This is a genomic window from Modestobacter sp. VKM Ac-2983, assembly GCF_026967885.1.
In the GTDB taxonomy this organism is placed as follows: Bacteria; Actinomycetota; Actinomycetes; order Mycobacteriales; family Geodermatophilaceae; genus Modestobacter.
Genome location: NZ_JAPVBK010000007.1, coordinates 77,650 through 92,505 on the forward strand (window position 1 = coordinate 77,650; position 14,856 = coordinate 92,505).

12 protein-coding genes are annotated in these 14,856 nt (G+C 75.1%); 7 read left to right on the top strand and 5 right to left on the bottom strand.

Annotation, left to right across the window (positions count from 1 at the left end; all coding sequences use genetic code 11):
• Nucleotides 1-13: 13 nt before the first annotated feature.
• Both O2W18_RS21435 and O2W18_RS21440 read right to left on the bottom strand, forming a co-directional pair.
• Nucleotides 14-1,309 (bottom strand): AI-2E family transporter, encoded by a 1,296-nt coding sequence (locus tag O2W18_RS21435; protein ID WP_269189445.1) that lies wholly within the window; start codon nt 1,307-1,309, stop codon nt 14-16.
• Between the two features lie 318 nt (nt 1,310-1,627).
• The gene (locus O2W18_RS21440; RefSeq protein ID WP_269189446.1) at nt 1,628-2,245 is read right to left on the bottom strand and encodes a CAP domain-containing protein; all 618 of its coding nucleotides are present in this window, start codon (nt 2,243-2,245) and stop codon (nt 1,628-1,630) included.
• 183 nt (nt 2,246-2,428) lie between these two features.
• On the opposite strand from O2W18_RS21440, the gene O2W18_RS21445 reads away from it, so the two are divergent.
• The gene (locus tag O2W18_RS21445; RefSeq protein WP_269189447.1) at nt 2,429-3,016 is read left to right on the top strand and encodes a hypothetical protein; all 588 of its coding nucleotides are present in this window, start codon (nt 2,429-2,431) and stop codon (nt 3,014-3,016) included.
• Between the two features lie 4 nt (nt 3,017-3,020).
• On the opposite strand, the gene O2W18_RS21450 is transcribed toward O2W18_RS21445, so the two are convergent.
• Nucleotides 3,021-4,508, bottom strand: coding sequence for an amidohydrolase family protein (locus tag O2W18_RS21450; protein ID WP_269189448.1), 1,488 nt, complete (start codon nt 4,506-4,508; stop codon nt 3,021-3,023).
• Nucleotides 4,508-5,911, bottom strand: coding sequence for a serine hydrolase domain-containing protein (locus O2W18_RS21455; protein WP_269189449.1), 1,404 nt, complete (start codon nt 5,909-5,911; stop codon nt 4,508-4,510). The genes O2W18_RS21450 and O2W18_RS21455 overlap by 1 nt, the downstream gene beginning before the upstream one ends.
• Before the next feature lie 163 nt (nt 5,912-6,074).
• On the opposite strand from O2W18_RS21455, the gene O2W18_RS21460 reads away from it, so the two are divergent.
• The 5 genes from O2W18_RS21460 to O2W18_RS21480 all read left to right on the top strand — a co-directional run bounded on the left by O2W18_RS21460 (nt 6,075) and on the right by O2W18_RS21480 (nt 13,240).
• Nucleotides 6,075-7,463 (top strand): serine hydrolase domain-containing protein, encoded by a 1,389-nt coding sequence (locus O2W18_RS21460; RefSeq protein WP_269189450.1) that lies wholly within the window; start codon nt 6,075-6,077, stop codon nt 7,461-7,463.
• Nucleotides 7,464-7,587: 124 nt separating this feature from the next.
• Nucleotides 7,588-9,171, top strand: coding sequence for an ABC transporter substrate-binding protein (locus tag O2W18_RS21465; protein WP_269189451.1), 1,584 nt, complete (start codon nt 7,588-7,590; stop codon nt 9,169-9,171).
• A gap of 40 nt (nt 9,172-9,211) precedes the next feature.
• Entirely contained in the window at nt 9,212-10,240 is a 1,029-nt protein-coding gene (locus O2W18_RS21470) for an ABC transporter permease (RefSeq protein WP_269189452.1), read from the top strand.
• Between the two features lie 4 nt (nt 10,241-10,244).
• Complete coding sequence (locus O2W18_RS21475) at nt 10,245-12,266, top strand: dipeptide/oligopeptide/nickel ABC transporter permease/ATP-binding protein (protein WP_269189453.1); 2,022 nt, start codon at nt 10,245-10,247, stop codon at nt 12,264-12,266.
• Complete coding sequence (locus tag O2W18_RS21480; RefSeq protein WP_269189454.1) at nt 12,263-13,240, top strand: ABC transporter ATP-binding protein; 978 nt, start codon at nt 12,263-12,265, stop codon at nt 13,238-13,240. Before O2W18_RS21475 ends, O2W18_RS21480 begins: the two co-directional genes overlap by 4 nt.
• Nucleotides 13,241-13,261: 21 nt before the next feature.
• Here the strand turns inward: O2W18_RS21480 and O2W18_RS21485 are convergent, their stop codons facing one another.
• On the bottom strand, nt 13,262-13,789 hold the full coding sequence (locus O2W18_RS21485; RefSeq protein ID WP_269189455.1) for a DinB family protein: 528 nt from the start codon (nt 13,787-13,789) through the stop codon (nt 13,262-13,264).
• A 92-nt stretch (nt 13,790-13,881) separates the two neighbouring features.
• Here O2W18_RS21485 and O2W18_RS21490 point away from each other — a divergent pair, with 92 nt between their 5' ends.
• Nucleotides 13,882-14,844 (top strand): helix-turn-helix transcriptional regulator, encoded by a 963-nt coding sequence (locus tag O2W18_RS21490; RefSeq protein ID WP_269189456.1) that lies wholly within the window; start codon nt 13,882-13,884, stop codon nt 14,842-14,844.
• Nucleotides 14,845-14,856 lie beyond the last annotated feature (12 nt).

Consider the following 14,856-nt stretch of genomic DNA (forward strand, 5'->3'; position numbering starts at 1 on the left):
CCCTGCGGCGGGGTCAGCCCGGGGGAGTGCTGACCGGCAGCGGGTGGGCGGCCCCCTCGAGGTCCGAGGCGGGCGCCGGATGGGTCCGCAGGTGCTCCACCACGCGGTAGGTCACCGCCAGCATCGGGACCGCCAGCAGGGCGCCGGGGATGCCGGCGATCAGGCCGCCGGCGGTGACCCCCAGCAGGATGACGATCGGGTGCAGCCGGACCGCCCGGCCCATGATCAGCGGTTGCAGCACGTTCCCCTCGACCTGCTGGACCACCAGCACGACCACCAGCACGATCACCGCGTCGGTCACGCCGTTGGTCACGAGGGTGACCAGCACGGCCACCGCACCGCTGACGGTCGCGCCCACGATCGGGACGAACGCGCCGATGAAGGTCAGCAACGTCAGCGACAGCCACAACGGCACACCGAGCACGAGCAGGGCCAGTCCGATGCCGACGGCGTCGATCAGCGCCACGATGATCACCCCGTGGACGTAGCCGGCCAGCGTGTCCCAGGCCGCGAGCCCGGCGCCGTCGACCCGGGCCCGCATGCGGTCGGGCACCCGGTCCAGCGCCCAGGCCCACATCCGGGGGCCGTCCTTGAGCAGGAAGAACACCAGGAAGACGATCAGGACCACACCACCCAGCGCGACCAGGCCGAGCTGTGCGCCGGCGCCGGGGCTGGGCGTGGCCTCGTAGAGCCGGGTGACGATGTCGTTGCGGACCTCGGCGACCTGCTGTGCGTCCAGCTGGAGGGGCCCTTCGATCAACCAGACCCGGATCCGGTCGATGCCGGCGGCGAGCGGACGGGTCAGGTCCTGCAGCGTGGCGACGGCCCGGAAGCCGATCAGGAAGCCGATGCCGGCCAGGACACCGAGCAGCAGCAGCACGGCGGCCAGCGCCGACAGCGCAGCCGGGGCGCCGGCCCGGCGCAGTCGTCCGGCGACCGGCGCGCTCAGCGCGGTCAGCAGCACCGCGACGGCCACGGCGAAGGTGAGCATCGGCAGCCGGAAGAGCAGCCAGAAGCCCAGCCAGACGACGGCCGCCCCCGCCAGCGTGGCCCCGCTCACGGCCATCACCCGCAACGCCCAGCCCGGCACGGCGTCCCCCCACGTCGGGCCGGGTGCGGGGACAGGCGCGGCGACCACAGCGGGCGCGACCGGTGCATCGGGACGAGGGGCGGGGTCCGCAGCGGCGGTGGGCGGCGGTTCGGGGACCGGCCGGGTGTCGGTCGCACCGGCGACCGCTGAGGCGCCGCCCTCTCGGCCGGCAGCCGGCGGCGGGGTCCGACCGACGACGGTCCTGGTCCGGCGGCTCATCGTGCGCTCCTGCGTCCCGTGCTCAGCACGATCACGTCCCTTCCGTTCGCGGCCGGTGCGGTGCCCGGCGCGGCGCCGCCCGGTACCCGACCGGCAGCACGGCGGGACCCGGCAGGGGACACGATCCCAGCAGCGACGCAGGTCCAGCCTGCCCGGTGTCCGGCCGCGCCCGGCACCGGGCAGGTGACCGGCCCACCGTTGCCGGACTCGGACGTCGATCGGCCTGCCCTGGGCAGGCGGCGGAGGGTGGGCTGGGTCATCGGGGGTGACGTACCCGAGCCGGGAGCCTCGTCAATCCCGGCCCGGGCAGCGGCGGCGTCAGCAGGTCGGGCCGTCGTCGTCCGGGCGGGTGATCGGCTCGGCCGGCGGGGTCGTGGAGGCGACCGCCGGCCGCTCGGAACCCGCCGTCCGGCCGAACTCCTGGGTCGCCCACACCGAGCCGTCGGGGGCGCAGAAGACGCCCACTCCGAGCCGGTCCCAGCCGGGGTTGAGGACGTTGGCCCGGTGCCCGTCCGACCGCATCCAGCCGGAGTGGATCGTCCCGGCCGGCACCGGCCCGGTGGCGGTGAAGATGTTCTCGCCGACCGCGCGGAACCCGGAGAGCTCGTCGCCCTGCAACAGCGCCCGGATGTCCTGGTGCTGGAACTGGCCGGTGTCGGCCATCTCCGTGCTCCAGTGGCGGGCGACCGTGGCCAGCGCGTCGTTCCAGGCCACCGGTTCCAGCCCGCGGGCCTCCCGCTCGGCGTTCACCCGGTCGAACACCGCCCGGGCGATCTGCTCCTCGGCCGGCGCCTCCGCGCCCCCGGCCGGCGCCGACTGCGGTGCCGGGGCGGAGGCGACGAGGGGGTCGGACCCGGAGGAGGAGGCGACGACGCAGCCGGTGGCGGTGAGCAGTGGCACCAGGACGGCGACGAGGGCGGCGCGGATGCGGGTCACCGTCGGGCACTACCCGGCCCGGGCCCGGCCAGCCGCCGCCCGCGCGGGCTGCGGCCCTTCTGTGACCGGCGGCCGGGCCGTCACCGGTGCACGGGACACCCGCGCCTGGACCCGGCGCCTCGCCGCTGCACCTCGACGCCACCCCCTCGACGCCGCCCCCTGCGGGGGTGTACACCACTGCCGATGACGATCCCGCTGACCGGTCTGGACATGCCGGTGCTCGTGCCGGCCGGGGTGCCGGCGCACGCCCTGTGCGTGCTCGCCACCGGCCACGGCCGGGTGGGCAGCTCCCCCTCCTACTGGGAGGACGTCAGCATCGGCCCGCGCCCGGAGCCGGAGGCGCCGGCCGACGCATCGCCGGCGTGGTCGCTGCGGACCATCGCCCGGCGCGGCTGCCGCCCGGGCGGGGACGGCGGCTGGACCACCGACGGCGGGCTGCGCAGCATCGCCGAGACGGCGGTCACCAGCATGCTGCTGAAGCTGGTCCCGTACGGCGCCTCCGCCGCGGAGACGCTGCGCTCCACCGAGGAGGCCGGGGCCACCGGTCGCGCGGTCGCCGCCCGGCTGGACGACGTCCGGACCTGGCCCAGGACGGCGCTGGACGTCGACGGACATCCCTTCGTGCTCTGGCTGCACCGGCGCCCGGAGGGGTTCGCCGGGGTGGCCGACCTGGGCCCCTGCCGGGTCGTGCTGCACGGTCGGCGTCCGCCGCCGTCCTGGCGGTTCACGCTGCTGTCGGCGGAGGCGGCGCAGACCGCGTTCGGGGCCTGACCGCTCAGGCCGCGCCCGAGCGCACCGCGCGGCCGGGCAGCACGTCGGTGCGCAGCTCCCGGTCGCGGACCACCGGCGTCCCGCCGACCAGCACGTGCCGGAAGCCGCTGGACGGCGCGACCCGGGTGTACGTCGCGTGGTCGGTGACCGTGTCGGGGTCGAACACCACCAGGTCGGCGTCGGCGCCGACCTGCACCCGGCCCTTGCGCCGCATCGCGGGGACGGCGCCCTCCAGGATCTGCGCCGGCAGCAGCGACGAGCGGCGCAGCGCCTCGGTCAGGGTGAGCAGGCCCCGTTCCCGCACCAGCCAGCGCAGCGTGCGTGCGTAGGACCCGGCCGAGCGGGGGTGGGTGACGAGGTCCGACCGGGGCGGCCAGGCGTCCGGGGCCGGGGCGCCCCGCGGCCCGACCAGCGGCATCGCGTCGGTGGCGATCGCGGTGTCGGCGAGGGTGAACGACCGCTCGAGGACGGCGAGGTCGGCCGGGTCGTCCTCGTCGAGGAAGTGCACCACCACGCCACCGCCCGGGTCGGTCGCCCGCAGCTCGGCCAGCCGGTGGTCGTCGGCCACCCGCTCCCCGGTGGGCAGGTAGGTCAGCTGCCGGGGGCCGATCCCCATCCGGTGCAGCAGCTCCGGGGCGAGGAACGCGGCGCCGATGACCGTGGCGCCGGCGCCGTAGGGGTAGGCCTCGGTGCTGACCCGGACCCCGCGGCCGCGGGCGGTGTCGATCGCGCCGGCGACCTCGTCGATCATCCGGGTCGAGGTGCTGTTCACGTGGCACATGTGCATGTGCGCGCCGGTGCCGGCCGCGGCGCCGATCACCTCCAGGGCGCCCTCCAGCGAGGTGCCGGGCTCGGCGGTGGAGATGAACCGGGTGTGGGTGAAGGTCGGCACGCCCAGCCGGGCGGCGAGGCCGGCCAGCCGGAAGTACTCGGCCCGGCCGCTGTCCGGGGCGTAGCCGACCAGCACCCCGATGCCCAGCCCGCCGGCGGCGACGCCGTCGGCCAGCAGCTCCAGGATGCGGCCGACGTCCCGGTCGCTCGCCGGCCCGCGCCAGTTCGGCAGCGACTGGTGGGTGGCGAAGAGGTCCAGCGAGCCGTCGGCGTCCAGCGGCACGCCGTCGAGCACGTGCATCCGGGCGTCGGTCCAGGAGGCGGAGAACCCGAAGTTGACCGGCCGGCCCTCGGCCTCCGCCCGGTCGTACGCGCCGGCGACCGGGAGCACCCCGGCCTCCAGCTCCAGCGCGGTGGTCACGCCGTCCAGCGCCTGCAGCCGCAGCCCGGTGATGCTCTGCGCGTGACTGTGCAGGTCGACGAAGCCCGGTGCCAGCACCGTCCCGGTCACGTCCCAGACCTGCCGGGCCGGCGGCGCGACCTCGGCGACGTGCGTGATCGTGCCCCCGGTGACCCCCACCGCCCGCACCGCGTCCAGGCCGGTCTCCGGGTCGATGACCCGGGCCCCGGTCAGCACCAGGTCGGCCACCGGTGTCGGCATCAGGCCTTCCGCGGGTTCGCCCGCACCCCGTAGTGCAGGTACTCGGCGCCGTTCGGCAGGGCGTAGAACACGACCGCCATCCACGTCTCGGACTCCGGCGCGCGGGTGGCGAACACCCCCTGCTCCACCGGGTGCAGCTCCATCTCCTCCACGGTCGCCCCCGACTCCTCGGCGATGCGGCCGGTGGGGATCACCCGCATGACCAGACCGCCGTCCCGCTCGAACACCTCCGTGGTGATCGAGCTGCGCTCGTAGGTGCCCACGTAGCGGGTCAGCTCCACCTCGGGTGCCTCGGCCGGTGGCTCCAGCTGCTCGGCGACCCGCACGCCGGCCAACTCGTCGAAGACCTCGCTGTACAGGTCCTGGAACAGGTCGCGGGGCTGGCCGCCGTTGGTGAGCAGGGCCACCGCCAGCCCCGCGCCCGGCAGCACCCGCAGGAACGCGTTCTGGCCGAACGTCGTCCCGTCGTGGCCGTACAGCCGCTGGCCCTGCCAGTCGAACCGGATCCAGCCCAGGCCCCAGGAGTCACCGAGGGACCACCGGTCGGGCAGGTCGGTGGAGTGCGCCTGCATGGCGGCGGTCGACTCCGGCGACAGGACGGCGGTGCCGTCGGTCGCCCGGCCCTCCGACAGGTGCATCCGGGCGAAGGCGGTGACGTCGCGGGCGGTGGCGTTGACGAGGCCGGCGGGGCCGAGGGAACGGGGCAGCATCCAGACCGGCGCCACCTGCGGCTCCTGCTCCGGGTCGGGGGTGATGTGCCCGACCGCGACGCGGTGCCGGATCGCCTCCTCCGGCAGCGTGGAGGTGTGGGTCAGGCCGAGGGGCTCGATCACCCGCTCCCGCAGGGCGGCGTCCCAGGTCTGGCCGGTGAGCACCTCGACCACCCGGCCGGCCAGCGTGAACCCAGAGTTGCAGTAGGAGAAGGTGGCGCCCAGCGGGTGGTTCTGCGCCACGTCGGCCAGCGCGGCGACGTAGCGCTCCAGCACGTCGTCGCCGCGGCCGGTGTCGGTGAAGACGTCGCCGTCGATGCCGCTGGTGTGGTTGAGCAGGTGCCGCATGGTGACCTGGCGGGTCACCTCGGGGTCGCCCAGCTGCAGGTCGGGCAGCACCTCCACCAGCGGGGCGTCCAGGTCCAGCTTCCCCTCGTCGACCAGCTGCATGACCAGGGTGACGGTCCACACCTTGGTGATCGAGCCGATCTGGAAGACCGAGTCGGTGGTGACCTCGACGCCGGTCGACCTGTTCAGCACGCCGGTGGCGGCCTCCACGAGCTCGTCTCCGTCGGTCCCCAGCCGCAGGACGGCGAGGCTGGCGCCGGGCACCTGGTGCTTGGCGGCCAGTTCCTCGAGCCGCTGCTGCCAGTGCTCCTGGTCGATCTCGGGTCGTGCGGTCGTCGTCGTCACGTGCTGCTCCGTCCGGTCGGGCCCCGGGCCGTCACGTCCGGCCCATGGGCGCAGCCTCCCGCCCCGGCCACCGGGGTCTCTTCGTGCGGCCGCACGAACGCGCTGGTCCAGGCCTGGTCGCGGCCACCAACCACCGGCCGCGGCGCGCTCCTACCGTTCCGGCATGACGAAGCTGGACGAGGTCGGGGCCTGGATCCACGAGCACCTGCCGGCCCTGCTGGCCGCGCACGAGGTGCCGGCAGCCGGGGTGGCGGTGCTCGCCGACGGCGAGGTGGTCGACGCCGCCGCCGGGCTGCTCAGCACCGCGACCGGGGTGACGGCGACCCCGGACGCGCTGTTCCAGATCGGCTCGATCACCAAGGTCTGGACGGCGACCCTGGTCATGCAGCTGGTCGACGAGGGCCTGGTCTCGCTGACCGACCCGGTCAGCGTCCACCTGCCCGGCTTCGCGCTGGCCGACGAGGACGCTGCCCGCACCCTCACCGTCGAGCAGCTGCTCAGCCACACCGCCGGGTTCGAGGGCGACGTCTTCACCGACACCGGCCGCGGCGACGACGCCCTGGAGCGCTACGTCGCCGGCCTCGACGACCTGGCGCAGCTCTTCCCGCCCGGTGAGCAGTTCTCCTACAACAACGCCGGCTACTGCGTCCTCGGCCGGCTGGTCGAGGTGCTGCGCGGCAAGCCCTACGACGAGTGCCTGGCCGAGCGCCTGTTCACCCCGCTGGGCCTCACCCACGCCGCGGCCAGCCCGTACGAGGCGATCGTGCACCGGGTGGCGGTCGGCCACGTGCGCCCGGAGCCGGACGCCCCGGAGGTGCCGGCACCGATGTGGGCACTCGCCCGGTCCAACGCCCCGGCCGGCTCCACGCTGGCGATGCGACCGCGGGACCTGCTCGCCTTCGCCCGGATGCACCTGGAGGCCGGCAAGGCGCCTGACGGGTCGACGGTGCTGGACGCCGGCACGGTCGCGACGATGCAGGAGCCCCGGGTGCAGCTGCCCGACATCCGGGTGATGGGTGACGCCTGGGGGCTGGGCTGGGAGCTGTTCGACGGCCACGGCACCCCGGTGATCGGCCACGACGGCAACACCATCGGCCAGGCCTCGTTCCTCCGGGTGCTGCCCGAGCGGGGCATCGCCGTCGTCCTGCTCACCAACGGCGGGGACCCCTACGGGCTGTACCGCGACGTCGTCGGGCACGTGCTGCGCGAGCTCGCCGACGTGCAGCTGCGGGACCTGCCGGTGCCGCCGGCCGACCCGCCCCGGGTCGACGCGACCCGCTACGTCGGCACCTACAGCAGCCGGGTCGCCGACCTGGTCGTCAGCCAGGACGACGGCGGCCGGGTCTGGCTGGAGATGCTGCCCAAGGACGAGGCCCTGGAGCTGGGCGAGCAGCCCGAGCGCAGCGAGCTGGTCTCCTTCGCCCCGGACACGCTCATCCCGGTGCAGGCGCAGTCCGGCCTGCACGTGCCGTTCGCCTTCCTCGGTGACGACGGCGCAGGTCACGCCCGGTTCATGCACATCGGCCGCGCCGTCCCGCGGGTCGCCGGATGACACCGCCCGGTCGGCTCGTCACCCCCGACGAGCCGGTGCGGTCGGCCTCGTCCGTCCGGACGAAGAACCTGCGGCTGTCGCGCGGCAGCCTTCTCGCAATCGCCGCATCAGGAGAGGACACACCATGAGGCTCATCCGGACCGGCGTCGGCGTCTCCGCCGCCACGCTCCTCCTCGCCGGGTGCGGCGGTGGAGACGACGGAGGTGGCGGCAGCGGTGAGGTCGTCGACGGCGGCACCTTCACCATGGCGCTGTCCTCCGACCCGGGGAACCTCGACCCGCAGGCCTCGGCGGCCAGCGACCTCTTCCAGCTCAGCCACTTCGCCTACGACTCGCTGGTGTTCATCGACAGCGAGGGGGAGGTCGTCTCGGGGATCGCCGAGGACTGGACGGTCGATGCCGAGACCGTCACCCTGACCATCGGCGACGACGTCACCTGCTCCGACGGCTCACCCTTCACCGCGAGCGACGCGGCGGCGAACCTCAACTGGATCGCCGACCCCGCCAACCAGAGCCCCTTCCTCGGGGTCTTCGTACCGGTCGGCGTCCAGGCCACCGCGGACGACGCCACCAACACCGTGACCATGGACCTGGCCGGGCCCGCGCCCTTCGTGCTGGAGGGTCTGGCCGGCGTCCCGATGGTCTGCGCCGGTGGGCTGGAGGACCGTGAGCAGCTGGCCTCGGAGACCCTCGGCACCGGGCCGTACGAGCTGACCGAGGCTGTTCCCAGCGACCACTACACCTACACCCTGCGCGAGGGGTACACCTGGGGCCCCGACGGCGCCAGCACCGACGCCGAGGGCATGCCCGACGAGATCGTGGCCCAGGTCGTCGGCAACGAGACGACCTCGGCCAACCTGCTGCTGTCCGGGGGGCTCAACGCCGCCCAGGTCCTCGGCCCGGACGCCGAGCGGCTGGCCGAGGAGGGCCTGTTCGACGCGACCGTGACCGCGGTGCTCGGCGAGATGTGGTTCCACCAGGCCGAGGGCCGGCCCACGGCCGACCCGGCGGTGCGGATGGCGCTGACCCAGGCGGTCGACCTGGACCAGCTCGCCGAGGTGCTCACCTCCGGCCGCGGCGGACCCGGCACCACGTTCGCCGCCTCTGCACCGGCCTCCTGCCCCGGCGACTCGGTCTCCGGCGCGCTGCCCGAGCACGACCTCGCGGCGGCGCAGCAACTGCTCGACGAGGCCGGCTGGCAGGTCGGCGCCGACGGCGTGCGCAGCAAGGACGGCCAGCGGCTGGAGCTGACGTTCCTCTACGACAGCGCGCTGGGCGCGCCCGGCTCCGCGGCCGCCGAGCTCGTCGTCGCAGCCTGGACCGAGCTCGGCGCGGAGGTGACGACGACGCCGAAGGACGAGACCGCCGCGGTCGAGACCATCTTCGGCACCGGTGACTGGGACGTCGCCTGGATCCCGGTCAACGTCAGCAGCCCTGACCAGATGGTGCCCTTCCTGTCCGGCCCGACCGTGCCCGACGGCAACAACTTCGCCGCGATCGACAACCCCGACTACACCCAGCTGGTGGGCGAGGCGATGACCATGATCGGCACGGAGGGCTGCGACACCTGGCTGGAGGCGGAGGCCGCCCTGGTCCGGGACGCCGACGTCGTCCCGTTCGCCAACCAGGACGTGAGCTTCTTCGGCAGCGGCGCGGAGTTCGAGGTCGTCGACGTCCTCCAGCCGACCAGCATCCGGATGGTCGACTGACCCGGCCCCGGACGACGCGGACGGCGGAGAGGGGGCGACGGTGACGAGCACGACGACGGCGACCGGCGCGACGGCAACGACCGGCGCGACGGCGGGGCACCGGGGGGTGGACGCGGCGCTCGACAGCCCGTGGCTGCGGTTCGCCGCCCGGCGCGCCGGCCGGTTCGTCGTCTCGCTGTGGGTGCTGGTCACCGCGTCGTTCCTGATGATCCACCTGATCCCGGGTGACCCGGTCCGGGCCGCGCTGGGGCCGACCGCACCGGCGTCGCTGGTGGCGGCCCGGCGGGCGTCCCTCGGCCTGGACGACCCGCTGTGGCTGCAGTACGTGCACTACCTGCAGGGCGTGTTCACCGGCGACCTCGGCACGTCGCTGACCTCTCGGCTGCCGGTCTCCCAGGTGATCTCCCAGCGGTTGCCGGCGACGGCCCAGCTGGCGGTGCTGGCGTTCCTGGTGGTGGTGGTCCTGGCCGTCCCGATCGGGGTGGCGATGGGCGTGCTGACCCGGGGTGGGCGGGCCCGCCGCCGCGAGCTGGCGTTCTCCTCGGCGAGCGTCGTCGCCGGGGCGGTCCCGGACTTCCTGCTCGGCGTCGGCCTGGTCTACGTCTTCGGCGTCCAGCTGGGCTGGCTGCCGGTGGCGGGCCAGCAGGACGCGAGCTCCTACGTCCTGCCGGTGCTGGCTCTGGCCGTCGGGCCGGCCGCGGCGCTGGCCCGGATCATGCGGGTGGAGATGCTGTCGGTGCTGCAGGCCGACCACGTGCGCACCGCCCGGGCCAAACGCCTCCCGGCGCCGGAGATCTACCTCCGGCACGCCATGCCCAACGCGCTGACCTCGACCATCACGCTGGGCGGGCTGCTGCTCAGCGCGCTGGTCGCCGGCACGGTGCTGGTGGAGAACGTCTTCGCCTGGCCGGGGCTGGGCAGCACGATCGTCTCCTCGATCCTGCTCAAGGACTACTCCGTGGTGCAGGGCATCGTGCTCGTCTACGGCGCCGGGGTGCTGCTGGTGAACCTGACCGTCGACGTGGTGCTCGCGCTGCTGGACCCGCGCTCGGCCATCAGGGAGAGCTGAGCCGATGACGATCGCACCCGTGCCGCCCACCGACGCCGACCAGCCGGCCGCCCCCTCCCGACGGTCGGCGGCGGGCGCCCGCTGGCTCGCGGTGCTCCGCACCCCGGTCGGCGCCGGCGCGGGCCTGCTGCTGACCGTGGTGCTCCTGCTGGCGGTGTTCGGCCCGGTGTTCTGGTCCGACGCGGCCGACACCGTGGACACCACCGCGGCGATGCAGGGCGCCTCCGGCGAGCACTGGGTCGGCACCGATGCCCTGGGCCGCGACCTGTTCGCCCGGGTGCTCGTGGCCACCCGGCTGTCCATCGGCCTGGCGCTCCTGGCGACGCTGATCGCGGTGGTCCTCGGGTTGCTGCTGGGCACCGCACCCCTGCTCCTGGGCCGGCGCGCCGGGCGGCTGGTGACCGCAGCGGTCGACATCGCCGTCGCCTTCCCCGGGCTGCTGCTGGCGCTCTTCTTCGCCGTCGTCTTCGGGGTGGGGGCGACCGGGGCGGTGCTGGCCATCGGCTTCGCCGGTGCCCCCTCCTTCGCCCGGCTCTCCCACACGCTGGCCGCCGGGATCGCCGACCGTGACTTCGTCTCCGCCGCCCGCATCGCCGGGGTCGGCCGGGTGCGGGTGCTCATCCGGCACGTGCTGCCCAACATCGGCGAGCCACTGGTGGTGAACGCGACGATCGGTGCCGGCGGCGCGCTGCTGGCCTTCGCCGGGCTGTCCTTCCTCGGCCTGGGCGTGCAGGCGCCCAGCTACGACTGGGGACGGCTGCTGCAGGACGGGCTCAGCGGTATCTACATCCACCCGGAGGCGGCGCTGGCCCCCGGCGTCGCGATCGTCGTCGCCGGGCTCGCGTTCAACCTGTTCGGTGAGGCGGTGGCCAAGGGCATCGGGCTGACCGCCGCCGTGAACGGGGCGTACCCGGTGCGCAGCGGCCCCCGTGCCGACACCGTGCCGGCCCCGGTCACCGACGACGGCACGCCGGCCACCGACCCCGGCCCGGCGGCCGGCCGGCCGGTGCTCGACGTCCAGGACCTCTCGGTGACCTTTCCGGGGCCCGGTGGCCTGGTGCGCCCGGTCCGCGGGGTGAGCTTCCGGATCGGCCGGGGCGAGGCGGTCGGGGTCGTCGGGGAGTCCGGTTCGGGCAAGTCGCTCACCGCACTGGCGATCGCCCGGCTGGTCGAGCAGCCCGGCGAGGTCACCGCGGACCGGCTGGAGTTCCAGGGCACCGACCTGCTGACCGGGTCCGAGCGCAGCCACCGTCGGTTGCTGGGCACCGCGTTCGCGATGGTGTTCCAGGACCCGATGACGTCGTTCAACCCGACCCGCCGGATCGGGCGTCAGCTGGCCGAGGTGGCCGAGGAGCACCAGGGGATGAACCGGCGGCAGGCGATGGGCCGTGCCGTCGACCGGCTGCGCGCCGTCCGCGTCCCCGCGGCCGAGCGCCGCGCGCACCAGTACCCGCACGAGTTCTCCGGCGGCATGCGGCAGCGGGCGATGATCGGCATGGGCCTGATGGGGGAACCGACGTTGATCGTCGCCGACGAGCCGACCACCGCGCTGGACGTCACCGTGCAGCGTCAGGTGCTGGACCTGCTGGCCGCCGTGCGCGCCGCGGACGGCGTGGCGCTGATGCTGATCAGCCACGACGTCGCCGTCGTCGGCCAGGTCTGCGACCGCGTGCTGGTGATGTACGCCGGCCGGGTGGTCGAGGACCTGCCGGCCGCCGAGCTCGGCACCGCCGCCCGCCACCCGTACACCCGGGCACTGGTCGCCGCGGTGCCCGACATGCACGTCGACCTGGACCAGCCGCTGCCGGTGATCCCCGGCCGGCCGGTCGACCCGGCGCACCAGCCCCCGGGCTGCGCCTACGCCCCCCGCTGCCCGCTCGCCTCGGCACGGTGCACGGTCGAGGACCCGGCCCTCGCCGACGACGGGACCGGCTGGCGGGTGGCCTGCTGGCACGCCGGTGAGGTCGCCGACCTCGCCGTCCCCGGTGCGGCACCCGTCGCCGTCTCCCTGGGGGAGCGGGCATGAGCGAACTGCGGTTCGACGACGTCAGCGTCCGGTACGGCTCCCGGCGGCGGGCGATGACCGCCGTCGACCGGGTCAGCCTCACCGTGCCGGACGGCGCCGTCGTCGGGCTGGTGGGGGAGTCCGGCTCGGGCAAGTCGACACTGGCCCGCGCGGCCGTGGGGCTCACGCCGTTGTCCGGGGGCCGGATCCTGCTCGACGGGGAACCGATCCGGCACGGGTCGGGCCCGCGGCCGGTGCAGATGGTCTTCCAGGACCCGTACTCCTCGCTCGACCCGCGGATGACGATCGGGGAGAGCATCGCCGAGGCGGTGCCGCGGGGGACCGGCTCGGCCGAGCGGCGGCGGGAGGTGGCCCGGTTGCTGGAGCTGGTCGAGCTGGACCCGGCCCGGGCCGGCGCCCATCCCGGTCAGCTGTCGGGCGGCCAGCGCCAGCGGGTGGCGTTGGCCCGGGCGCTGGCCGCTCGGCCCGCGGTGGTGGTCGCCGACGAGATCACCTCCGCGCTCGACGTGTCCATCCAGGGCACGGTGTTGAACCTGGTGCGCCGGCTGCAGCGGGAGCTGGGCACCTCGATGCTGTTCATCTCGCACAACCTGGCCGTCGTCCGGTACGTGGCCAGCGAGATCGCCGTCATGTACCTGGGCCGCATCGTCGAGCACGGACCGGCCGAGCAGGTCCTCGCCGACCCCCAGCACCCCTACACCCGGGACCTGCTCGCGGCCGTCCCCGCGTCCGCGCACGCCCGGCCCGCCGGGCGGGACGCCGAGCCGGCCCCGGCGGCGGTGGCGGCCGCGGAGCCCGCCGACCCGCACGCCCCGCCGCCGGGGTGCCGCTACCACCCGCGCTGCCCGGTCGGGCCGCTCGTCCACCCGGAGCGGGAGGTCTGCCGGACCACCGAGCCGACGGCCGACCACCGGCACGCCACGGCCTGCCACTTCGCGCCGGCGCACGCCCCGCTGGCCCGCCTCACCGACTGACCGGGCGGCGCCGGCCCGGGGTCAGCCCATCGACTTCTGGCCGTCGATCGTCTCGCGCAGGACGTCGGCGTGGCCGGCGTGCTGGGCGGTCTCGGCGATCACGTGCAGCACCACCCGGCGGGCGGACCACCGGGCGCCCGGCTCGAACCACGGCGCCGGCGGCAGCGGGTGGGTGACGTCCAGGCTCGGCAGGGTCCGGACCAGCTCGTCGGTGCGCTCCGCCACTGCCGCCTGGTCGGCGAGCAGGCCGGCCAGCGTCTCGTGCGGTCCCATCACGAACTCCGCGGCCCACTCCTCCGCCGTCGACTCGTCGAACGCCGGGAAGGTGGTCGGGCCGGTCACCATGAACTCCGCCCACATCCGTTCCATGGCGGTGACGTGCTTGAGCAGGCCGCCCAGGGTCAGCTCGCTCGCGGTGGGCCGCAGCCGGGCCTGCTCGTCGGTCAGCCCGCGCACGGTGTGCGCCAGGAACCAGCGGTGCTTGGCGAGCGACTCGAGCAGGTCGGCCCGCTCGGCGGCGACAGCGGTGGTGGTCTCGGTGCTGGTCATCGGTGTGCCCTCTCGTCGATGGGATCTCGTACCGACGATGCTGCCGGGTATCGGTGCCAGATCCTGTCCGCGATGGATGGCAGTCTCAGCGCATGGTCGACCCCACTTCCCGTGCGCTGCGCCTGCTCTCGCTGATGCAGGGCCGCCGCGACTGGGCCGGCGCCGACCTGGCCGGCCGGCTGGGCGTCTCGCTGCGCACGCTGCGCCGGGACGTGGACCGGCTGCGCGAGCTCGGCTACCCGGTGGAGGCCCGTCCCGGGGTGGACGGCGGCTACCGGCTGGCCGCCGGGGCCGCGCTGCCGCCGCTGGTGCTCGACGACGACGAGGCGGTGGCGCTCACCGTGGGGCTGCAGGCCGCGGCGGCCGGGGCGGGCGCCGGGATGGCCGAGGCCTCGGTGCGGGCCCTGACCAAGGTGGTGCCGGTGCTGCCCGCCCGGCTGCGCCGCCGGGTGGAGGCGCTGCGGGCGATGACGGTGCCTGCCCCGCCCTGGTCCGACGGCGGCCCCGCGGTCGATCCGGGCGTGCTGGTGGCGGCCGCCCAGGCCTGCCGGGACACGGAGCGCTTCGGGTTCACCTACACCGCCGCCGGGGGGCGACCGGCGGAGCGGCTGGTGGAGCCGCACCGGCTGGTGCCGCTGGGGCGCCGGTGGTACCTCGTCGCCTACGACCCGTCCCGGGGTGACTGGCGCACCTTCCGGCTGGACCGGATGTCCGGGCTGTGTGGCACCGGGGCCCGGTTCGCGCCGCGACCGTTGCCGGCCGAGGACGCCGCCGCGTTCGTCCGGGCCGGCATGGAGCAGTTCCGCACGCCGACCGTCGTGGAGGCGGTGGTCGAGGCCCCGGCAGCGGTCGTCCGGGACCGGGTCGGCCGCTGGGTACGGGTCACCGACGAGGGCCCGGACCGCTGCCGGCTGCACCTGGAGACCGACGACCTCGACTGGCCGGCCCTGGTGCTGGGCGCCGTCCGCGCGGAGTTCACCGTGGTCGCCCCGGAGGAGCTGCGGGTGCGGCTCGCGGAGTGGTCGGAGCGCTTCGCCCGCGCGGTGGCCGGCTGAGACCCGTCACCA